General features: G+C 59.7%; 15 protein-coding genes and 1 pseudogene. 8 read left to right on the top strand and 8 right to left on the bottom strand.

The genetic code is table 11. From position 1 onward, the window contains the following. The first annotated feature begins 1 nt into the window (after position 1). Both astB and astE read left to right on the top strand, forming a co-directional pair. Positions 2–1,342 (top strand): N-succinylarginine dihydrolase, encoded by a 1,341-nt coding sequence (astB, locus tag BX591_RS33085; RefSeq protein WP_111935523.1) that lies wholly within the window; start codon positions 2–4, stop codon positions 1,340–1,342. Beyond that, on the top strand, positions 1,326–2,414 hold the full coding sequence (gene astE, locus BX591_RS33080) for a succinylglutamate desuccinylase (protein ID WP_176343148.1): 1,089 nt from the start codon (positions 1,326–1,328) through the stop codon (positions 2,412–2,414). Before astB ends, astE begins: the two co-directional genes overlap by 17 nt. 128 nt (positions 2,415–2,542) lie before the next feature. On the opposite strand, the gene BX591_RS33075 is transcribed toward astE, so the two are convergent. The 5 genes and pseudogenes from BX591_RS33075 to BX591_RS33060 all read right to left on the bottom strand — a co-directional run bounded on the left by BX591_RS33075 (position 2,543) and on the right by BX591_RS33060 (position 8,952). Beyond that, the gene (locus BX591_RS33075) at positions 2,543–3,037 is read right to left on the bottom strand and encodes a hypothetical protein (RefSeq protein WP_111935521.1); all 495 of its coding nucleotides are present in this window, start codon (positions 3,035–3,037) and stop codon (positions 2,543–2,545) included. Positions 3,038–3,326: 289 nt separating this feature from the next. After that, positions 3,327–3,830: a hypothetical protein gene (locus BX591_RS36265; protein ID WP_146749848.1), complete on the bottom strand. Its 504-nt coding sequence runs from the start codon at positions 3,828–3,830 to the stop codon at positions 3,327–3,329. 723 nt (positions 3,831–4,553) lie between these two features. Continuing rightward, complete coding sequence (locus BX591_RS33070; RefSeq protein WP_111935549.1) at positions 4,554–4,964, bottom strand: lysozyme inhibitor LprI family protein; 411 nt, start codon at positions 4,962–4,964, stop codon at positions 4,554–4,556. Between the two features lie 17 nt (positions 4,965–4,981). Next, entirely contained in the window at positions 4,982–6,277 is a 1,296-nt protein-coding gene (locus tag BX591_RS33065; protein ID WP_111935520.1) for a lysozyme family protein, read from the bottom strand. After that, positions 6,274–8,952, bottom strand: a pseudogene (locus BX591_RS33060) (type VI secretion system Vgr family protein). The gene BX591_RS33065 and the pseudogene BX591_RS33060 overlap by 4 nt, the downstream one beginning before the upstream one ends. Positions 8,953–9,511: 559 nt before the next feature. Here BX591_RS33060 and BX591_RS33050 point away from each other — a divergent pair. Further along, positions 9,512–10,306: an ABC transporter substrate-binding protein gene (locus BX591_RS33050; protein WP_035551072.1), complete on the top strand. Its 795-nt coding sequence runs from the start codon at positions 9,512–9,514 to the stop codon at positions 10,304–10,306. 155 nt (positions 10,307–10,461) lie between these two features. Here the strand turns inward: BX591_RS33050 and BX591_RS33045 are convergent, their stop codons facing one another. Next, a complete protein-coding gene (locus tag BX591_RS33045) occupies positions 10,462–11,220 on the bottom strand; it encodes an acetoacetate decarboxylase (RefSeq protein WP_111935518.1) in 759 nt (252 codons plus the stop codon). A 267-nt stretch (positions 11,221–11,487) separates the two neighbouring features. On the opposite strand from BX591_RS33045, the gene BX591_RS33040 reads away from it, so the two are divergent. Next, complete coding sequence (locus BX591_RS33040) at positions 11,488–12,936, top strand: EAL and HDOD domain-containing protein (RefSeq protein ID WP_111935517.1); 1,449 nt, start codon at positions 11,488–11,490, stop codon at positions 12,934–12,936. A 155-nt stretch (positions 12,937–13,091) separates the two neighbouring features. Here BX591_RS33040 and BX591_RS33035 read toward each other — a convergent pair whose 3' ends face one another. Further along, positions 13,092–14,549: an HDOD domain-containing protein gene (locus BX591_RS33035; protein WP_111935516.1), complete on the bottom strand. Its 1,458-nt coding sequence runs from the start codon at positions 14,547–14,549 to the stop codon at positions 13,092–13,094. Positions 14,550–14,655: 106 nt separating this feature from the next. Further along, positions 14,656–16,470, bottom strand: coding sequence for a putative bifunctional diguanylate cyclase/phosphodiesterase (locus tag BX591_RS33030; protein WP_111935515.1), 1,815 nt, complete (start codon positions 16,468–16,470; stop codon positions 14,656–14,658). A gap of 290 nt (positions 16,471–16,760) precedes the next feature. Here BX591_RS33030 and BX591_RS33025 point away from each other — a divergent pair, with 290 nt between their 5' ends. From BX591_RS33025 to BX591_RS33010, 4 genes are all read left to right on the top strand, one after another. After that, positions 16,761–18,092, top strand: coding sequence for an EAL and HDOD domain-containing protein (locus tag BX591_RS33025; protein WP_111935514.1), 1,332 nt, complete (start codon positions 16,761–16,763; stop codon positions 18,090–18,092). Positions 18,093–18,387: 295 nt separating this feature from the next. Continuing rightward, positions 18,388–18,951 (top strand): peroxiredoxin, encoded by a 564-nt coding sequence (locus tag BX591_RS33020; protein WP_111935513.1) that lies wholly within the window; start codon positions 18,388–18,390, stop codon positions 18,949–18,951. 96 nt (positions 18,952–19,047) lie between these two features. Then, a complete protein-coding gene (locus tag BX591_RS33015; RefSeq protein ID WP_111935512.1) occupies positions 19,048–19,512 on the top strand; it encodes a hypothetical protein in 465 nt (154 codons plus the stop codon). A gap of 826 nt (positions 19,513–20,338) precedes the next feature. Then, positions 20,339–20,791: a hypothetical protein gene (locus BX591_RS33010; protein WP_176343149.1), complete on the top strand. Its 453-nt coding sequence runs from the start codon at positions 20,339–20,341 to the stop codon at positions 20,789–20,791. The last annotated feature ends 640 nt before the right edge of the window (positions 20,792–21,431 follow it).

The raw sequence follows: 21,431 nt of genomic DNA, 5'->3' as shown, positions 1-21,431 counted from the left end.
GATGCAAGCCACTGAAGCCAATTTCGACGGTCTGGTCGGCCCGACCCACAACTACGCGGGACTGTCGTTCGGCAACGTCGCGTCGCAGAACAACGAGAAGTCGGTAGCGAATCCGAAGGCGGCCGCGAAGCAGGGTCTGCGCAAGATGAAGCAACTCGCCGACCTCGGTTTTCACCAGGGCGTGTTGCCGCCGCAGGAGCGTCCGTCGATGCGTCTGTTGCGCGAACTCGGCTTCTCCGGCGACGACGCCACGGTGATCGCGCGCGTGGCTAAAGACGCGCCCGAGTTGCTGGCAGCGGCGAGTTCGGCCTCGGCCATGTGGACCGCGAATGCGGCGACCGTGAGCCCGTCCGCCGATACGCAGGATGGCCGCGTGCATTTCACGCCGGCCAATCTGTGCAGCAAGCTGCACCGCGCGATCGAACATGAATCGACGCGCCGCACGTTGCGCGCGATTTTCAGCGATGCCGATCGTTTCGCGGTGCATGAGGCGCTGCCCGGCACGCCCGCGCTCGGCGACGAAGGCGCGGCGAATCACACGCGCTTCGGTTCGGAATACGGCACACGTGGGGTCGAATTCTTCGTGTATGGCCGTAGCGAGTATCGTCGCGGGCCGGAACCGAAGCGTTTCCCGGCACGCCAGACGTTCGAGGCGAGCCGCGCCGTCGCGCATCGTCACGGGCTCGACGAGGCGGCCACGGTGTACGCGCAGCAGAACCCCGACGTGATCGACGCGGGCGTGTTCCATAACGACGTGATCGCGGTGGGCAATCGCAACACGTTGTTCTGTCATCAACTGGCGTTCGTCGACCAGAGCGCGGTGTACGACGAGTTGCGTTCGAAACTGCTGGGTTTCAAATCCGACTTCAACGTGATCGAAGTGCCCGACGCGCAGGTGAACGTGTCCGATGCCGTCACCTCGTATCTGTTCAATAGCCAGTTGTTGACGCGCCCCGACGGCAAGCAGGTGCTGGTGGTGCCGCAGGAATGCCGCGAGAATGCGCGCGTGGCAGCGTACCTCGACGATCTGACGTCGCATACCGGCCCGATCGACGACGTGCTGGTGTTCGATCTGCGCGAAAGCATGAAGAACGGCGGCGGCCCGGCGTGTTTGCGTTTGCGGGTGGTGCTGAACGACGCGGAACGCGCGGCCGTCACACCGGGCGTGTGGATCGACGATACGCTGTTCGGTCGTCTGGATGCATGGATCGAGAAGCACTATCGCGACCGTCTCGCGCCGTCCGATCTGACCGATCCGCATCTGCTTCACGAATCGCGCACCGCGCTCGATGAACTGACGCAGATTCTCGATCTGGGTTCGCTGTATGACTTCCAGCGCTGAGCACCGTATGCCGGCCGCGATGCTCGACGATTTTCTCGCCTACACGCTGGCGGGCACACGGCCGGCCGCGGATGAAACACGGGGCGTGTGTGCAGGCGGCGCGCGCTGGTCGTGGCTGGATGACGGCGTGTTGCTGATCGAACCCGCCGCGTTAGGGCAGGGCGCGACGCGCAGCGTGCTGGTGTCGGCGGGTGTGCATGGCGACGAAACGGCGCCGATCGAATTGCTGTCGTATCTGGTGCGTGATATCGCGCAAGGCGTCGCCGCGCTGACTTGCCGCTTGCTGGTGATTCTCGGCAATGTCGACGCCATGCGCGACGCGTGTCGTTATCGCGATGACGATTTGAACCGGTTGTTTAGCGGGCGGCATCTGCAAGTGCCGCAGAGTCATGAGGCGCCGCGTGCCGCTGCGTTGGAGCAGGCTGCGGTGCGGTTTTTTGCGGGGTCGGGATCGGCGGTGGCCTCTGACACTGGCTCTGACTCGAACGAGCCCGGTGAGCGCTGGCATATCGACATGCACACGGCGATTCGTGCATCGGCTTTCGAGCAATTCGCGCTGCTGCCGCATACCGGCAAGCCGTTTTCGCGTGCGATGTTCGAATGGCTCGGCGAGGCGCGTATCAGCGCGGTGCTTTTGCATACCACCAAGGGCAACACGTATTCGCATTTCACCGCGCAAGCGTGTGGCGCGCAAGCGTGCACGCTAGAACTGGGCAAGGTGCGGCCGTTCGGCCAGAACGACCTGACGCGTTTCGCCGGTGCGGATGAAGCGGTGCGTCATCTGCTGGCGGGCACGCATGGCAACGCGCCGGCGGTGTTGCCGCGCGTGTTCACCGTGATCGATCAGCTCACCAAGCAAAGCGACGCGTTCGAATTGCTGGTGGCGGCGGATGTGGCCAATTTCACGCCGTTCGCGAAAGACACGCTGCTCGCCCGCGACGGCGACTATCGCTACATCGTGCGTCATGAGGAAGAGCGTCTGGTGTTTCCGAATGCGACGGTGAAGCCGGGGTTGCGTGCGGGGCTGTTGGTTGTGGAGACGACTGAGGATACGGTGTCGAAGCTGGTCTGACTTTACGACTGCATTAACGTCGCCCGGTCGGTGTGTCGCCGCCAGATCCTGTCTTAGTGCGTTTTATCCCTCGGTCGCGTGAGAGCGGTTTCTGCTCTTCGCGACGAGGTCAGATCGATGAACATCATTTAGTGCATATCGACCTTCGTCACGGGTGCCTCGTTGACCCCGTCGAAAACCTTGTTCGAGAAACTCTTGTAGCTTGAGGCCTGGCATTTTTTATCGAAAATAATCTTCCCATTTTTCGATACATAAATCTCACCTGGCGAGACCGACGAAACGATGTACGTGTACGGCTCTTTCGAGAATCTTAAATGCAGGCCACGGACACTGCCTTCGGAGACGTCCGTGATCCTGGTCGTTGTGGCGGGCAGAACATTCTCCGGTGGGAATGCGAAGGCGTCGCCCTTGTTGCCGTATCGATACTGTACGTAGCCTCGATTGGGCGTGGTGTTGTCCTTGGCGCAGACGGAAACCGTCTTCTGGTTCTCCAACGAACAACTGAAATAGACGTCCTCGTCTTCATTGCAGAGCGTCTGTTCATCCTGCGACGGCTGGGTCTGCGCAATCGCCACGTCGTAGTTGACGAGCGACGACAGAGCCATCATGAAAGCTACTGCCATACGTATCACTTCAGTCCCTCTCAGTTGTCACGAGCCTGGATTGCATGGCAGAAGACTTTTGGCGCAAAAATGCTCGGTGATAACCTGTGCGCGCATTGAGCGGAATTGGTCCTATGCTCGATACGGGCGCTTCTGCGCATCTGGGCATCCTTGGCGCGCTTTACCGACGTGCTGGCGGCGATCGAGCAGACCCGACGGAGGATACCCTTCACGCTACGGGTAACGCGTAGCGGTAACGGGGCAACTGCAACGGCGCGATTCGCACGGATCGCGCCTATCTCGTGCGGGATCATTGTCTGATGTCACGCACAGCAAAATACAAGTCTCTAGTTTTTAAATTCAAGAGATAGCCTCCGTGTAAATTTTGAAATGAGCCGCTCTGTCCAAGTCCGTCAAAATTAAAGCCAACACAAAAATACTTGCGTTTTCCTTCTTTGGCAAGACTCCATTGTGCCAACATCGGATTGAATGCGGTGGATTTAACCTCGACGTTATCGCCGATTGGTGTGGATTTGGAAAGTCTGTAAAGCTTGCCGGAATAAATTAACGCTTGATCTCGCTTTCCTTGAGCATAAACCATATCGACATATTTATATTTGAAGATATAGATTGCATTGAATCCGTTGGCATAGCCATCCTCTTGAAAAGCTTCCTCAACGGTAATGTTTCGGATGGTGACAGCGGGCGCAACTGAGCGTGCCTGAAGGCAGCCTTTAACCAGATTTTCGCTTGGAGGAGCAGCCCATCCGATGCTGGAGGTGAAAATGATCACCGCGGCGAACTTGTTTTTCATCGATATCCACTCCCGCCAGTAAGGTCCAAGTATCGCTGATTGCATTTCCAAAAAATGTGCCGTCGATACCCGCTGTTGAATCTGTAATTTTTATATTGTGTCTCATTACAGGCCCTTGAAATGCTAGTGAGGATTCGTTGCGCCGCCGTGAACACGGCCCGTTGTGAGGGGACTATCGCAATCGCCGCCCACCAAGTTGATCAGCACTTCTTTACCGGCTCTTGAGACATGCACCTCAATGTACCCACCACAGGTATGGGACATCACGGCCCGCGCCCGGCAAGATGCTTTCTCGCCGTCGTTATTGAGCTGATGCCTATCAAAACGAATTTTGATAGGCATCAGTGGATCCGTGTAAACGTCCGCGTTCGCAGGGCCAACGACAATCGGTGGCTGAAAATGCATCACAGGCTTGTAATATTCGAATGGATTGCGACCGGACACCGTCTTGCGTTTCCCAAGAAAACTCGATGATCTTAGGCACGTCGGACGTGCTCTTACATGACAAGGGTTTAAGCCGCCCAATGTGTATAGGTTTTTTCGGCCATCCCCGCCTCCTGCTGGAACACGGCTGATCTGCTGGTTCTAGATCGCACCAAGCTTGGACCAGTCGCAGCTTCCGCTCCACATGCTTCTCCATCTGGTGTTCGTAGGCGAGTTATGGCTCAGTTTATTTTTGAAAATAAAAAATAATACTGTTTTGATCACGTGTCGGTATTAAATTCACTGAGACTGAGCTTGCTCTAAATAGCTCTGCAGCGCCTTAGTTCTATCGGTAGTCATTTCAGCGATGCATTGGGATCGGTTCACGACTAGCCACTGATGCGCGCCACCGCTCAAACTTGTCCGAAATTCACACTCCGCGTCTCTGAATGCAACCCACGCGCGCTGTGCCAATACGATTTGAGTCCGTGAAAAATTCTCTTTTTCCGAATCATCCTTGAGGCTGCCAAGCAGCTTCTTGTAGGTATCGTTGAGAACCTTGTCGGCTGCAACACGTGCTTTCTCCGCGCACTGAAAATTGCCTTGCGCGCTCGCCAGGTCGGTCCCTCCAGGAGGGTTATTGCAGTCCAAGGCAAAGGCGTTCAAAGAAACGCAGGACAAAGCGAGAATGAGGTAGCGATTAAAATTCATGGTAGGCATCTTAAATATTAGTGATCGTATTCGGATGTATACGTGGCTGAGTAATACAGATCTTCAGCAAGAAATCCTGTTTCGTCCTTTAAGAGTGTTTTGGCACGAATAATCTCATCGCGTTGGACAGGAATACCTGCAAGCGTGTTGTCATGGGTCGGGTCGAGGTGGGCGATATATTCCACCGCCCGTTTCTCATCCTCTCCACTGACGAAAGGGACAGCAACACCACAGCACTTCGCTGCAGCCGTAATGAGCATTTTTTTAGCGCCGCGGATCGCACATGCTGTCACAAACGCTATGCCAAGCGCGGACCGGATGTTCTTGTCTTTGCAGAATTTGAGTGCGGGATTCATATACCCTTCCACTGCAAACTCCAACTCGGCCTCTTGGAAGGCGTCCACTTTGCCGGCTTCCACAAAGCGGGCTGCCCATTGGCCTTCCCACAGGTCTTGCTTCAGGCCTCCAACATTCACAGCAATAGGCTGAACCCGTCTCCCACGAATTTCGCTACTGACCGGCAGAGTGTGGTGGGCCGCGAGGTAAGCCAAATGCGTCCCCTCGCTTGCGTGACGTATCGAATTCCAATGGGCCTGCCCAGACGCATAATCAACATTCGAAACGTCGACGCCGGTGGTTGTGAGCGTTATCAACTCTGCGTAGTTGTCACCGAAAACCTCGGCGAACTTTGCGCTGTCTTTCTGAACCATTCTTTGCAGAAGCTTTCCTAAACCTCCGCTGTCTTGAGTGAACTGAATGATTCCGTATGACAATCCTATATGCACCAGACGGCCATAGCTCAAGCTAGGACTTGGTTGCGCATGGAACTCCGTATCGCGATTTTCGGCGGTAAAAGGGTCGTGGCCGCTCTCGCATAAAGCGATTGCAGCAATGATTTGCAGTCGCTCGTTTCTATCAAGAATAACGCCTTGGAATTCAATGACATGGGGCGGTTTGTTCAGTCTATCGATCAGTTGCTGATGATCTGCGGTGTCATTCTTGTTCTTCTTTTTCGGCACCGGCGGACTATTTGCAGCCGGCTGTGTAGATGACGCCGAAGGTGCCTTTGGTGTCAAGGGCACGTCATGATGTTGTTGAACTTCTGTGCTTTCGCCCGATTTCCGCATCATGTCAACGATCTCGTCTGCAATCGCGACATTACATATATATCCGGTCTCGTAGACGAGCGGCCCACCAGACAATTGCGTTTGCGTTTCACCGGAGTCAGGGCTCACGTTGTTTCGCACAAAGACCGGAAAAATCGCGTCGCTACTGGGCAACAATTCGGGTTGTTGCAAGCCATCGTTGATCATACCGTTTTCCCCCGGATTTTCTTCAGAATCTCCACACGGAGAATGTCCGCCTGGTCGCTAATAGCCAACTGTGCGACTCCGTCGTGATCAGTCTTCCCAGTAACGACCTGTCCGTTTTTTAGATGGACACGAATAGGTCGATCAACGATTGCATATCCGCTGTCGTCTACAAGCCATACTGGCTGGTCATACAAGTGATCGAAAGGCAGTGCCGGAAGTGGATAAGTGGCCTCAGTCGGCCCGGCAAAGCTATGCTGACTCCCCTTGATATCAATCTTTCCCGGCGCATGAATCTCGATATTGCCATCCTTGATGCGAATGTATGCACCGCCCGATGTCAGAAGAATTTCCTGTTTCGCCGCCGCCTCAATCTTTTCCGTCGCGGACAGCATCTTCACTGTCTTCTGTGCCGTCAGTTCGATGTTGTCCGAGTGCGCCTGTATTTCAACCTTACCCTTGGCCGCGAAGAGCTTCATCCCAGCGTTTTGCGCGAACAGGCTGAGTTTTTCCGCGACACTCGCAATGAGCGATTTACCAGTAGCGATATGCGTGCTCTGTCCGCTCACAAGGTTGGTCTGTGCGTCGCTCGCGATGTGAACGGATTTCTGTGTAGACAATGCAATGCCTGACGGACTACCGAATAGCATGACCGGCTCCTTGAACGCATTCGCGTTTCCGGTTCCACCGCCCGCTGTGTTACCGCCAGACGACGAACCCGACACGCTGTTCTGCGTCGCGTCCGTGTATGACTTCAGCGAGTCGTAGCCGTCCTTGAGACTTTCCGCCTGATGTGTCGTGCTGGCATTCGACATCGCTTCCAGCACGCTTTCCGAATTCACTAACTGCGACGTTGTTTGCCGTGCGTCCAGCGGCTGGCTGGTCGCCGGGTAGGTTGTGACATACAGGCCTTGGCCTGCACGCACCGCGCCGTAAGCATCCGATTTCAGGTCGAAGCCACTGCCGAGATAGGTCCCGCGAGTATTGTCGGTTTGTGCAATCAGGTAACCCAGATGCAAATGTGCGTTCGTACTCGTTGAATAAAGCTGAACACGGTTCTGACCAGTAGAGTCGTCCATCACCATCTGGTTGTAGCCGCTGCCTTGATATTCCTTTGACTTGTAGCCCGATAGCAGACCGTTGGAATGCCAGTGCGGTTTCGTCGCGCCGTTATAAACACGGCCTGTCACGAGTGGTCTATCGCAATCGCCGTCCACCTAGCTAATCAGGACCTCTTCGCCGACTCTCGGCACATGCACACCACCGTATCCGCCGCCGGTGTCCGACATCGCGACACGCACCCAACACGAGGCTTTTTCGTCGCCGTTATTGAGCCGATCCCAATGGAAGCGAACCTTGATCCGATTCAGCGGATCGGTATAGACCTCTGCATTCGCAGGGCCGACAACGGTCGCCGACTGCAAATGCATGGCTGGTTTGTGATGTTCGAAAGGGCTGCGATACGCAACCACCTTGCGTTGTGCTTCGATCTCGACGAAAAAGAAACCTTCGCTACCATCCGCGTGGGTGATTTTCAGGCCAGCATGGTTAGCTTTTGCAGCGGCGAGTTCGTTCTTCAGACTGTGCGGGAAATCGGAAGCCTGACTGGACACCGGCAGATTGTTTTCGATGAACCAGACCGTTTCGATAATCGCAAACTGGAGGTTCTGCTGGCTATCTGTCGCATGGCCGGGATGATCGTCCAGTTCGAACCAGCGACCCGCATCGGCATTACGCACACCGCCTGAGCCATAGAACCGTTTTGCCCGCGACTCCCATTCTTCCATACGGATTTTTGACAGCGCATCGCCCCTGTCCTGTTTGTCGTAGGTATAGGCCCCAGTGTATTCATACACTTCCGCCTGCTGGGGTAAATTCCCCTGCGTGGGGAGTGTCGGGATGTTGGTGCCCTTCGGATTAAAGGGAGACCCAGGTGCCTTGTAGTCGAAGGTGCGGGTTGTCAGCGTCGTGCTTTGAAGTGTTCGCGTGCCAGACCACTGCACTAGCGCATCGGCTTCGCTATTCGTGCCCGCGCGATAGAACTCGACACTCTGCGGCGAAAGCGGCTGAAATGTGTCGAGGCTGTCTGTGAGGACGAAGGTATGGGACTGTCCGTCGCTGGCCTGCTCGAAGTATCCGAATAGCCCTTCGTTTTCCATGAGTCGGTGAACGAAATTCCAGTCGTCCTCGTATTGCATGCAGAACGAACGCGAGGGCAGCGGCTTGCTCAGGGCAAAGCGAAATGCACCCTGCGCCTGCGGATGCATGTTGAAGACGTCGGTCAGGATTTCGTCGGCCGGCTTGTCCTGCCAGATTCGCGCATCTTTACGGAAACGCAGAAAGTGCATCCACGATGCAAAGCCGATCTGATAACTCGTCAAGCCACTGTCCGATCCGAGACGCCGCGCGGTATGCACGTAACCGTGATGGGGCAGATAGGACCGATCGGTCTGCTGGACCCAAAGCGTTACCGGTTGGGCGATCAGTTTCTTGAGTTCAATCGTATCGGAGGTAGACACGACATCAACCGTGAACGCATAGTGACGGCCAATTCGAGAGTGGCCGACGACTCGCTGTGACACCAGGACATTATTTCCCAATGTCGTATCCAGCTTCAGCAGGCGATCGTTCTGGACAAGTCCGCCAGTTATTGCCCCGATTATGTCCTGCGCTCCCATACTGCCTCTTCGTGTTAGCTAAACGAGCGACCGCGCTCGGCGCGATTCTACGAAACTCCAGACCGGTGGACCAGATGTTCGATCCGCATTAGTGTGAAGTGGCATAAATTTCTGGAAATTAAGTATGTGATCGGCATATTCGCGGATTTGGTCAAACGGTATTGCCGATGTTCTTTCGGTCATCTTGCATCGATGGAATTTCCGGGCGTCAACGGCAATGGCAAATTTTGGGTGCAATGGATTAAGGCGCTGTATCTGCCGGGTGCCTTAAACATAAAACGGGAGGCGCTATCGCCGCCTATTCCGCTTCGCCGGAATGTTCCCTTGCCTAATCGCGACACAAATTTGCACGTTCGAGGCGCGTCGATTCGCCCACACCGGAAGCGCGCCCCAGCTGCCGCCCGCCAGGCGCGGCCGACGAAGCCTGTACAATCCCGGCCTCGCGGCTGTTGCGCTGCACCACACCGGCCGCACGAGTTTGAATCGCATTTTTGGCGCGGCAATGATGCTTGCCCGGATTCGGCTCCGTCTTGTTCAAAACCGTAGAGGAACACCCGTAATGAAGATGAATTGGCGAAACATGGCTGCGCTTGCGCTGTTCGCGACGGCAACGGCGGCGGCTGGCTCCGCATCCGCGGCGGATTTGAAGGAAGTGCGCTTCGGCGTCGAGGCGTCGTATGCGCCGTTCGAATCGAAGTCGCCGTCGGGCGAACTGCAGGGTTTCGATATCGATGTCGGCAACGCCGTGTGCGCGAAGCTGAAGGTGAAATGCGTGTGGGTCGAGAACGCATTCGACGGCCTGATTCCCGCGTTGCAGGCGCGTAAGTTCGACGCCATCAACTCGGACATGACGATCACCGAGCAACGCCGCCAGGCAATCGACTTCACCGATCCGATCTACACGATCCCGAACCAGATGATCGCGAAGAAGGGCAGCGGTCTGCTGCCGACGCCGGCTTCGCTGAAGGGTAAGCACGTCGGCGTGCTGCAAGGCACGATCCAGGAAACCTACGCGAAGGCGCGTTGGGCGCCGGCCGGTGTCGACGTCGTGCCGTATCAGACGCAAGACCAGATCTATGCCGACCTGGCGTCGGGTCGTCTGGATGCGTCGTTCCAGGACGCGGAAGCGGCTTCCAAGGGCTTCCTGAAGAAGCCGCAGGGTGCGGGCTTCGACTTCGCGGGTCCGGCCGTGAGCGACGAGAAGCTGCTCGGCGCGGGCGTCGGCTACGGCATTCGCAAGGGTGACAAGGCGTTGAAGGACGAGCTGAACCAGGCGCTGAAGGCACTGAAGGCGGACGGCACGATCGACCGTCTGGCCGCGAAGTACTTCGACGTGAAAGTCGTATTGAAGTAAAGCGCCGATCGAAGCAGCACGCTGCTTCCCATGGACCGCAAAACGGCAGCGTTAGCTGCCGTTTTGCTTATGAGGCGGCACTGCGTCTTTGCATCACCGCGAATCACTGTAAAGGCATCGCCCAACGGCAACTCACGCGCCACTCAACACGCAACCTAGCGCACGTTCTCCTTCGGCTGGTCGAGATAATCGAACACCACCTCGCCGAGACCCAGCGTCAGGTCGGCAAGCAGATGCCGCGCCTCGACGATCTCCAGCACCGGCAATTCCGCGACCGGCGCCAGCGCGTGCGGCGCCAGTTCGAGCGCGGCCGGACCGGTCCACGCGCCTTTCAGATCGATGTCCTGCAGGTAGTAGCGCACCAGCTCGCAAATGCGCGGCGTGCCGTCCACATGGGGAATCACCTTGAGCAGAAAGTTCGGCGTTTCCAGGCGCTTCTTCTGCTGCGCGAGGTCGAGTTGCCGATGCTTGTAGCCCATCGTGCCCGTGGCGATTCGCACCGGGCCGTAATCGAGCGTGCCGACGAGCGTGTCGGTGTGGACCGACAGCACCGGACTCGCGAGCTTCTTCGGAAAGCCCCACAACTCGCGGCCGCCGGCGATCGGCGGATGGTCGTCCAGATACATGGCGAGCGTGTAGCCGCCCGCGACGCCGTTATACGACACTGGAATCACCTGACCGCTTTCCGTGTAGTCGCCGAAGCCGGTCGAGTCCGGCATGCGGATGAACTCGTAGTGCACCAGCGGCTCGCCGATTTCGAGTGGCTCGGGCACCACCGCGCGCAGTTTGTCCGGGTCGGTGCGGTAAGTGATGATCAGGAACTCGCGATTGATGAAACGATACGGGCCCATGGGAAATGCCGGGCTCGTGATCGGCATCGCGAAGGCAGTCGACAGCACGCTTTTGACGTCCATATTTTTCCTTGGTGGTTAAAGGCAGGAGGAACGCTGTTGCACCGCATCACAGTATCGTCGATTCCGCGCCGTGGCTCTTTCCGACGCCTCTCCAATTATTTCGAGATATTGCTTCATTGACATGTCCGGGCATGGCGCGCTGCGCTAAAATCGCCGGGCGCATCGCGGGCGCCGCGGGTCTTCGGGCCTTGAACGGTGCGCGTTGAATGCGGCAAAACCAAAATACAGCAGGCGGCGCCGGGCGGCGCTGAGCGGGGGAAGACCTGAATGACCAACGTCGCAATCGAGAATCCGAGCCACACCAGCGCTGCGGACGATGCGCAACTCAATGCCAGCTTCGCGCGTCAGCCGATCCTGAATCGCGACGGCATGCTGTGCGGCTACGAAATCAAGGTGCTCGAGCCGGAAGTGCCGGTGAGCGCGGACGCGGCGAATACGCCGGCGGACGCCGCGAGCGCCGCGGCTGCCGCAATCGCTGCAACCGCGGCCGCTGCACAAGCCGGGGCGGAAACCGTAACCGAAGCGGCGCCCGGCACTGACGTCGACGCGCAGGCAGGCCGCGCGCCCGACCCCGCGCAGTTAGTGAGGCGAGCCGTGATTCGCGGCTTGATCCACGGCAATCTGCGCGGCGCGCTCACGGGGCATCCGGCTTACGTCGACGTAAGCCGCGAGATGCTGCTCGACGACGCGATTCTGCGCGTGCCGGCCGAGCGCTTCATGTTCGAACTGTCGCCGTCCATGGTGGTCGACGACGCGTTGATTCTGCGCATCGTGCAACTGCATGGCCGCCGCTATCGCTTCGTGCTCGACGACGTGACGCAGCCCAACGAAACGTTCGCCAAACTGCTGCCGTACGTGGAAGTCGTCAAGATCGACATCGCGCGCGCGCCGGCCGCGTTGTTGCCGAAACTGTCGAGCGTGCTGAAGTCGGCGGGCAAGCTGTTGATCGCGTCCGGCCTCGATGCGCAGGCCGATTTCGAGACCGCGCATGGTCTCGGCTTCGATCGTTTCCAGGGTTATTTCTTCGCGCGTCCGCAGACCTCGATGACGCGCCGTGTCAGCGCACCGCGCCACGCGTTGCTGAACCTGCTGCAATTGCTGGCGGGCGAGCCGACCGTCGCGCAACTCGAAGCCGAGTTGAAGCTGAACCCGGTGCTCGTAATGCATCTGATGAAGCTGGCGAATTCGAGCGGCCTGGCGGTCGGCCACAAAGTGACCACGCTGCGCGACGCGATCAACGCGACCGGCACCGACCGCATCGCGCGCTGGACGCAGTTACTGCTCTACGCCGACGGCCGCAAGGTCGCGCTCGAAGACGATCCGTTGCTGCAACTCGCGGCGACCCGCGCGCGCTTCATGGAACTGGCGATCGAACGTCTGCCGGAAGCCGGCCGTGACGAAGCCGACGCGGCCTTCCTGACCGGGGTGTTTTCGTTCGTCGACGCGGTGTTCGGCGGTTCGCTCGAAAGCACGCTGAACGTGCTGACGCTGTCGCGTCCGATTCAATCCGCGATTCTGCAACGCGAAGGCGTGTTGGGTCTGTTGCTGAGCGCGGTCGAGGCACTCGAGCGCGGCGCATGGGACGAGATCGCCATGCTGTGCGAGCGTCTGCAGCCGTTGACGGTAGAGGAGGTCGCGCAGATGGGCCTGGCCGCGGGCGCATGGGCCGGTGTGGCGGATCGCAGCGCGGAAGGGCTGGAGCGCATCGAGGACTGAGCGTCGGCCGAACCCCGGCGCTCGATCATGAGAAGCAGAAACAGCAAGGCCGGCATGCGCTGCATGCCGGCCTTGGTACATCTGTTGAAACGCGGCGTCGGGCAAATCCAGAATCAGGAGAGTGAAGCGTGGCGATCAACGATCTCGCCAGGTTTTCACATCGTCTCCATTTCCCGCATCTGCCCCAGGCCGAAAAAACGGCCTAACTCCTTGGCCAATTCATTCAGGACGCTCATTTCCTTTTGAGAAATTCGTCGTGGCTCCTGCGTGTGAGACCAGTCGCCGTAGAGTAGCGCGACCGTCTGATCGCTTTCGTCGACGACCGGTAGCAACACGAAGGCGCGGGCGTCGTCGAACGAGCGGCGGAACCATTCCGGCAGCCGCGCGACCATTTTCGGATCGCGCGCGTTTTCGATGAAGATGCCCACCGAGTTCGCGATCGCGAGATGGAACACGTCGGGTTCGAACGCGGTGTTGAAGCTGAGCTTGGGGAGCGCTGCGTCGATCTTCGGACCCAGACCCAGGCGCGCCTTGAAGGTGCCGTTGCTGTGCTTGACGAACACCACCGTGCGCGCGAACCCCAGGCCGGCCAGCACGGTTTCGGCCGCCAGAGCGAGCGCCGGGGCGAGCGGGCTGCCGTCGGGCAGGCCGCGCAGATCCTCGACGCCGACCGCGATGCGATCTTCCGGACTGAGCGCTTCGCGGGCAATCGCGTCCGCGTTCGCGCGCAACTCGACGATCTCGGCCATCACACCGTCGCCGCCTTCTTCGCGGGCGAGCGCAAGGCTCATTTCGAGCAGCACGTCGGGGTCGGTGTTCAGGACGCGGCTGTATTCCTGCGCCAGTTCGGCGATGCGTTGCTCGCGTTCCCAATCCGGCATGTTCTGCTGGGTGAGGACGCCGGCGACCGCCGTCGAGTAATTGGTGATGGCGCGCAGCCACTGCACCTGGCGCGGCTGTTCGGTATCTTGCGGATCGAACTCGCCCATGCCCGAGCGGATCATGTCCGGCAGGCGCCAGCGCACCGCGGCTTCCGCGCCGATTTCGTCGAAGGTCACGCCCAGCACCAGCACGCACGCGTCGGTTTCGAGCGTGCCGGCTTCGACGTGACGGCGAATCTGGTCCCACTCCGCGTCGAGGTAGAACACCACCAGCAGCTTGCCGATCTGCCGCATCAGCGTGCAGACCACGGCTTCCTCGCCCGCGCGCAGATCGCCGCGCTCGGTCAGCTTGCGCGCGACGCAGCCCGACAGCAGCGTGCGGTTCAGTTCGAGTTTCGCGTCGATGCGGCGCGGCGCGCTGTGATGGAAGTGATCGACGATCTTCAGGCCGACCACCAGGTGGCCGACCGCGTCCATGCCGAGCACCATCAGCGCGCGCGACACCGTGGTGATGTTGCCGCCGAACGCCATGTACATCGCCGAGTTGGCGAGCCGCAGCACCTTTTGCGTCAACGCGAAATCCGACAGCACCACCTGCACGAGGCCGGTGAAGTCGAGGTCGTCATTGTTCATCGCCGCCATGGTGGTGCGCAGCGATTGCGACAGCATGGGGAAATCGCCGCGCTCGCTCATTCGCGTCCAGAGCCGGTCGAGCACCGCCGCCTTTACCATGTGAGTCCCGCCAAAGCCATACATGTTCCAATGAGTGCCACGCCGGCCCTGGTAGGCCGGCTTGTTCCGCTGCATGATCCGCTAACTGAGCGATCGACCTGCATTGCTACGCGGTATGCAAGTGAAGCGTGCGCGCTTCGAAACGCTGCGCGAGTTCGTCGGAGGGCAACGCCTTGCAGACGAGCCACCCCTGAATATGGTCGCAGCCCATCTCGGTGAGCAGCGCGCGCTGCGCTTCCGTTTCGACGCCCTCGGCAACCAGTTCGAGGTCGAGCGTCTGCGCCAGCCCGACGACCGCGCTAACGATTGCCTGATCGTTCCGGGAGGTTAGCAGATTCTCGACGAAACTCCTGTCGATCTTCAGTTTGGCCAGCGGGAATCGTTGCAGGTAAGCCAGACTCGAATAGCCCGTGCCGAAATCGTCCACCGCAAAACGGATGCCCATCGCCGTCAATTCCTCGAGCAGACTCTTGGCATGCGCCGGGTCGTGCATCAACAGACTTTCGGTGATCTCGAACACGAGGCGGCGCGGGTCGATGCCGGTCAGCTCGATCGCCTCGCGCACCGAGTCCTTGAAACGCGGGTCGCGGAATTGCTGCGGCGACACGTTGACCGCCACGTATTGCAGCGAGATTCCCTTGGCGTCCCACTGGATCAACTGCATGCAGGCGACTTTCAACACCCAGTTGCCGAGGAAGTTGATCAGGCCGATCGATTCCGCGAGCGGAATGAACATCGACGGCGGTACCAGGCCGTGCACCGGATGCAGCCAGCGGATCAGCGCCTCGACGCCGACCACGCCGTGCGTGCGGCTGCTGGTGATCGGCTGGAAGTGCAGCGAGAACTCGCCGTTGCGCACGCCGTCGTACAGATCGGCTTCGAGCTTCAGGCGTTCGGCGTCGGCCGGGTTGTCGTCCGGCACGTAGAAGGCGAGCGTGTTGCCGCCGGCCGCCTTGGCTTGCAGCAGGGCATGGTCGGCCCAACGCAGCAGATGGGTGTCGTGGCTGGCGTTGTCGTTGGCATGGCGCACGTCGGGATAGAGCGCGATGCCGATGCTTGCGGACAGATGAACCTGCTGGCCGTTATAGACATAGGGCTGCTGGATCGCGGTCAACAGGCGCCGCGCCAGCGCCTCGGCGGCGGCTGCCGCGTCGGTGCGGGTGGCGGCGGGTTTGACGAGGATCGCGAACTCGTCGCTGGCCACGCGTGCCACCGTTTCGTTGGGGCTCGTCATGTTCAGCAGACGGCGCGAGGTGTCGCGCAGCATTTCGTCGCCGGCATCGTAGCCGAGCGCGCGGTTCACGCGCTGATAGTCGTCGAGGTCGAGCAGCAGCAGCGCGGTCGGCGTGCCGTGCGCGTCCGCTTGCAGTTGCGCGTCGAGCAGCGCCGGGATCAGCGCCGACTGATTGGCCAGATTGGTCAGGCGGTCCAGATGCAGCGCCTGGGTCAGACGTTCTTCGGTTGCGCGCCAGGCGGACACGTCGAAGCCGGCGATCGCGTAGCCTTCGGTGCCGTTGTGGCTGCTGCGCACCACGCGCAGTTCGACGGTGATCGGGTAGGTCAGCGACTTGATCAGGCCCAGCGTGGCTTTCTCGACGTTGCCGGTGGTCGCCGCGAGCGTCAGCAGCGCGTCGAGGCGCGGCACGTCGGCCGCTGCCACCAGATCGTGCAGCGTGATGGTCTCGAGGTACTCGCGGTGATAGCCGATGAAGCGCAGGCTGGCATCGGAGACATAGATGAAGCGGAGCTCGTCGTCGATGTGCGCCAGCAGGTCGACGGCGCCGACCACCTGTTCCAGTTGCGCAGCGCGGCTCGAGGCCGACTGCGGTTTGACGTCCGCACGCCGGCCGAACGCACGAAGCCGGTCCATGACCGTGCGCAAGGAGCCCCGGCGGGGCGCGGTGATCCTGTTCGCTTCCATGTTTGTCGCTGGCAACCTGTAATCGTCTGCAGGCGGGGCGCTGTGCTCGCCGCCGGAATCGGACGGCCGAGAGATTATCAGGCCGCCCCATCAGAACGAGATAACGACCGTCGGCGGGAAATCTTTAGCCGCCACTAAAAAAAACACGCGGTAAGGGAACCGTGGCGTCGCGCGGCGTCGATTCCATTAAAGTGAGATGGCCGGTTGTCCGTTAAAGACTCATGCCTGTTGTGCGGTACGACTGTGAGGTTGTTGCCGCGTCGTTTTTTGAATACTTGCTCCTGTGATCCATGTCTGAACGCCAATCTGTCAGGGCCATCCCCCGACTCGAGGTGCTTGACTCAACCGCCGACCACGCCGAACAGGCGTCCGCCGCGCAGTTTGTCTACCTCGGCCGCCAGCCAATCCTCGATCGCCACGGCGCGCTGAGTGCCTACGAGCTTTTGTTCCGCGCCGGCGCGCACAACTATGCCGAAGTGACCGACGACGCCCAGGCGACCGCCCAGGTGGTGGCCCGGGCGATCGGCGGGATCGGCGTGCAGGCCGCGCTCGGGCTGCATCGCGGCTTCGTCAATATCGACCGCGCGCTGCTGTTCAACGACATCGTCCATCTGATGCCGCCCGATCGCTTCGTGCTCGAAATCCTTGAAACCGTGAAATTCGACGCGCATCTTGCGCGCCGGCTGAGCGAGTTGCGCCGGGCCGGGTTTCAGGTGGCGCTCGACGATGTGGTCGAACTGACGGACGACGTGCTCGCCGCGCTGCCGTATGCGGATATCGTCAAGGTCGACTTTTTGCTGACCGCGCGGGCCGCGCTGCCGAAGCTGGCGTCGATGCTGCGGGCGCAGGGCAAGACGCTGATTGCCGAGAAGGTCGAGACCCGGGAAGACTTCGAACTGGCGCGCGATCTGGGTTTCGATCTGTTTCAGGGCTATTTCTTCGCGCGGCCGCAGGTGTTGGCCGCGCCGCGCAACCGGTCGCCACGACCGGGCTTGCTGCGCCTGCTGGCGCTGCTGTCGCGCGATGCAGGGATTTTCGAGCTCGAAGCGGAGCTGAAGCTCAACCCCAGCGTGGTCGTGCAATTGATGCGGCTGGTCAATTCGAGCGCGTTCGGGTTGGGGCGGAATATCTCGTCGTTGCGTGAGGCCATTATTGCAACCGGGACGCGGCAGATCGCGCGCTGGGCGCAACTGCTGCTGTATGCGGATAGTGGCGATCTGCCGTGGCGGGCCGATCCGCTGGTGCAACTGGCCGGCACGCGCTCGCGGTTCATGGAGCTGGCGGCGGGGTGGCTGCGGCCGTATGACGAAGATTTTGCCGATGCGGCTTTCATGACCGGGATTTTTTCGCTGGTGCATGTGGTGGTGGGCAGCACGCCGGCGGTGGTGCTGGAGAAACTGGGGCTCGCGCCGCAGATTCGTGACGCGATCGTGTCGCACAGCGGCCCGCTCGGGGTCTTGCTGCGGCTGGCGGAGGCGGCGGGCGAGGGGATCGACGCGGCGGCGATCGCCGCCGCGGTCGATGCGCCTGCGGGGTTTGCGATGTTGACCGCGGACGTGCTGGCGGAGTTGAATCTGTCGGCGGCGGCCTGGTTCGGGGCGCATATCGAAGAGGCGGCTTGAGCGCACGCGGGGTGTTGCCATGTGGTGGGGCGGGTACTGCGGGATTTCCGCTTCACGCGCTCCTGATCTCGCGCGGCTGGATTAGTGCATCGCCGCAATGTCGCGGGTTGCGGGTCGAACCGGCGAGCTTATATTCCCGTTCGTTTGCATCTCCTCGATGCGATCGTGCGTACCTTGCAGGTACGTGGTCCAATAGCGTGCCGTGTTCGTCGTCGTGCCGTCGATCCGCTGTCCGGCGACGCGATGGTGGGCTCATTGGACGAATCGCGTGCATCAACGCTCGGAGGAACCGCAAATGAAGAAGAGATTCATCCCGCTGGCACTCGCCGCTGTCATGTCGGCCGGTTTCGCGATCTATTCGCTGACGGCCTCGGCCACGCTCAAGCCGGGCGACGCCGCGCCGGCCTTCACTGCCGAAGCTTCGTTGGGTGGCAAGACGTACACCTATTCGCTTGCCGACGAGCTGAAGAAAGGGCCGGTCGTGCTGTATTTCTATCCTGCGGCTTTTACCAAGGGCTGCACGATCGAGGCGCATGAGTTCGCCGAGGCGGTCGATGAGTACAAGAAGTACGGCGCGACGGTGATTGGCGTGTCGCATGACAACATCGATACATTGACGAAGTTTTCCGTGAGCGAATGCCGCAGTAAATTCCCGGTCGCGGCGGATGCCGACTCGAAGGTGATCGGCGCGTACGACGCGGGGTTGCCGATGCATGCCTCGATGGCGAATCGGGTTTCTTATGTGATTGCGCCGGACGGGAAAATTATTTACGAGTACACGAGTCTGTCGCCTGAGAAGCATGTTGAGAATACGCTCAAGGCTGTGAAGGAGTGGGCGGCGGCGCATCCGCAGCAATAGGGGGGGTGCCTCTGGCGCGGTTTCTGCCATGGTTTTTGCGGTGAGGGAGAGGCGTTGCTCGTGCCAGGCTGAAGTTCTTTGTCTTGTGAGCTAGTGATGCCGATTCTTGTCGTTCTCTTTGCGCTCGGCGCGGTGGTTTATGGCGCGGTGCGAGCGTTTTATGCCTTGCAGGTTGCTTTGGGGTGGGCGGTGGCGGTTGGCGTTGCCGTGCTGGTGGGTTTGATTGTTATCGCCGCTGTGGCTGTCTGGTGGCGACGGCGTCGGGATGTCGCGGCTAATGTTCGCGACGGTGATTGGACTCATTTGCTGCAGGGTGATTGGGGTTTTGTTCGGCTTGCTGCCGGAAAACGGCTCTGTGAGATTCGGGTTGGTGATCAGCTCGGGGCTTATATTTTTGCCGATTTGCTTGGGGCTGAAGTGCAGGCTCAAAGCGGGCAGTCGCAGGTCGCTCTGAACGTCAAAGACCCTAAGCATCAGGTCTGGGTCTTGCCCATGGCGGGCGAGCGGCAGGCCAGGCAGTGGAAGCGGATTTTGATGCTGGCTGTGGAGCAGAAGCTTTGACTTTTTTGCCTGCGTGGGGCGTTGGTTGTGTTCTGCGGGTGTTGGCCTTTCCTTGCTGGCTTGGTGGTCTATTAGCGTTGCCCCTGTGCGGGGCGGCACTCACTTTTCTTTGCCTGCCGCAAAGAAAAGTAAGCAAAAGAAAGCGGCTCACCCGCTAGCTCATAAGCGGGGCCCACGCGCAGTCACGGTAGTGGTGCATCTGGAATCTGTGCTCTCGCGCACTCCGCGTTCGTGGCACAGCAGTCATTCTTCCGGCGGCGCTTCGCGCGCCGTCGCGGTCGTTCAGGCACCGCCTCTGCTAAGTGGGTTCCTTGCGCAGTCACGGTAGTGGCTCATCTGGAATCTGTGTTCTCGCGCACTCCACGTTCGTGACACAGCAGTCATTCTTCCGGCGGCGCTTCGCGCGCCGTCAAGGTACTCCAACTAACCGTCGAGGCAGATGAGTGACTCTGATCCGTTCGGCATCAAGGGGTTCTTCGCGCGCTGACAAGAACGTTGGGAAATTTCGGAAATGAGGCCGCCGTGCTCCATTTAGCCTGGGCGGGCGATCACTCCCGACGCCATACGTTTTAGACTCGTTTGGTCGTGTACGTCACGACAAACGGGTTTCACAGCCTGTTAAGCATAGGACCCCGCACACTTGCATTAGCAAGTGCTCGGCTGCCTTTTGGTATCTATTTCCAATGGGCGGGCCTTGGTGGGGGAGCCTCACGGCTCGCCGGTTTTCGGTTCTATGCACCGGTCTGTGAACCCTGCCAATGTGCCCGCTCACCCAAATTTTTCAGGCTAGTGTCGGGCGATCCAAGTCAGTAACTGGAGATCGCACATGAGTAAATCCCCCAAGAGTTCTCGAACGGTTTTGCGCCCGTCGGTTGATGCCATTCAATACGAGAAACTTGCGCTATCGGCTTTCCGTCTTATTGAGCGGCAACTAGCTCAACTGGAAAAGCTATTGACGCTGGCAACGTCGATTTATCAGAATCCGGCTATCACGCTCGACGAGAGACATCGCCAGCGCACGCTACTGGGACTCTGGATCGAAACCGGCGAAGACTATCGTCAAGAAGTCGAGGTGGACCGGGAGTTGTACGGCATCATCGCGCTGGATGCGAAGGGTGTTCCTCAAACGCATCTGACCGCCCGTCACGCAACGGAGCTTCTGATGACGGCGGGGCAGGGGGCATCAGACACCGGCGAGAATACCTCTGTGACCGGGCGGATGCCGAGCAAGCGAGTTCGCACCAAGACTTCATCGCGGCGCGGAGTGGTAGCGCACTAAGGTTGGCTCACGGCCGAAAAAAGAGACGCAATCATGAATTGCCCTCGGAAGCTTGAACGGGCACTCGATTTTGGGTGTCCGATTCGCCGAGTGCGCGCTCGCCCATCAGGGATTACCGCAGCGCGATTTGACGCAGGGTACGTCTCACGCGGACCAACCGATGATCGCTATGTCACGAACGCGGAGTGTGCAAGAACACAGATTCCAGATGCACCACTACAGAAGCTGCGCAAGGAACCCACTAGTAGAGGCGGCGCGTGAACGACCGCCGCGGCGCGCGAAGCGCCGCCGGAAGAGTGACTGCTGTGCCACGAACGCGGAGTGTGCGAGAGCACGGATTCCAGATGCACCACGACCGCAACTGCGCGAGGACCCCGCTTAGCAGGGGCGGTGCGTGAACAACCGCCGCGGCGCGCGCAGCGCCGCCGGAAGAATGACTGCTGTGCCACAAACGCGGAATGCGCGAGAACCCAGATTCCAGATGCACCACTACCGCAACTGCGCGAGGCCCCCACTTAAGAATTAGCGGTGTGAGCGGCTTTCTCGAACCTGTCCGCATTTTTGTGTGCGAGGCGGTTTAAAGATTTCTAGCCACGTGCGAGCGTGAAGCGCTCGCCAAACAGGATAGCAAACTGGTTCA

This window comes from Paraburkholderia bryophila (assembly GCF_003269035.1).
Taxonomy (GTDB): Bacteria; Pseudomonadota; Gammaproteobacteria; order Burkholderiales; family Burkholderiaceae; genus Paraburkholderia; species Paraburkholderia bryophila.
This window is presented reverse-complemented; position numbering and strand designations above follow the sequence as displayed.

What these genes read in the sequence shown, in the direction of transcription:
- astB (WP_111935523.1), top strand. Translation starts at nt 2, where the DNA reads ATGCAAGCCACTGAAGCCAATTTCGACGGTCTGGTCGGCCCGACCCAC.
- astE (WP_176343148.1), top strand. Translation starts at nt 1,326, where the DNA reads ATGACTTCCAGCGCTGAGCACCGTATGCCGGCCGCGATGCTCGACGAT.
- BX591_RS33075 (WP_111935521.1), bottom strand. Translation starts at nt 3,037, where the DNA reads ATGGCAGTAGCTTTCATGATGGCTCTGTCGTCGCTCGTCAACTACGAC.
- BX591_RS36265 (WP_146749848.1), bottom strand. Translation starts at nt 3,830, where the DNA reads ATGAAAAACAAGTTCGCCGCGGTGATCATTTTCACCTCCAGCATCGGA.
- BX591_RS33070 (WP_111935549.1), bottom strand. Translation starts at nt 4,964, where the DNA reads ATGAATTTTAATCGCTACCTCATTCTCGCTTTGTCCTGCGTTTCTTTG.
- BX591_RS33065 (WP_111935520.1), bottom strand. Translation starts at nt 6,277, where the DNA reads ATGATCAACGATGGCTTGCAACAACCCGAATTGTTGCCCAGTAGCGAC.
- BX591_RS33050 (WP_035551072.1), top strand. Translation starts at nt 9,512, where the DNA reads ATGAAGATGAATTGGCGAAACATGGCTGCGCTTGCGCTGTTCGCGACG.
- BX591_RS33045 (WP_111935518.1), bottom strand. Translation starts at nt 11,220, where the DNA reads ATGGACGTCAAAAGCGTGCTGTCGACTGCCTTCGCGATGCCGATCACG.
- BX591_RS33040 (WP_111935517.1), top strand. Translation starts at nt 11,488, where the DNA reads ATGACCAACGTCGCAATCGAGAATCCGAGCCACACCAGCGCTGCGGAC.
- BX591_RS33035 (WP_111935516.1), bottom strand. Translation starts at nt 14,549, where the DNA reads ATGGTAAAGGCGGCGGTGCTCGACCGGCTCTGGACGCGAATGAGCGAG.
- BX591_RS33030 (WP_111935515.1), bottom strand. Translation starts at nt 16,470, where the DNA reads ATGGAAGCGAACAGGATCACCGCGCCCCGCCGGGGCTCCTTGCGCACG.
- BX591_RS33025 (WP_111935514.1), top strand. Translation starts at nt 16,761, where the DNA reads ATGTCTGAACGCCAATCTGTCAGGGCCATCCCCCGACTCGAGGTGCTT.
- BX591_RS33020 (WP_111935513.1), top strand. Translation starts at nt 18,388, where the DNA reads ATGAAGAAGAGATTCATCCCGCTGGCACTCGCCGCTGTCATGTCGGCC.
- BX591_RS33015 (WP_111935512.1), top strand. Translation starts at nt 19,048, where the DNA reads ATGCCGATTCTTGTCGTTCTCTTTGCGCTCGGCGCGGTGGTTTATGGC.
- BX591_RS33010 (WP_176343149.1), top strand. Translation starts at nt 20,339, where the DNA reads ATGAGTAAATCCCCCAAGAGTTCTCGAACGGTTTTGCGCCCGTCGGTT.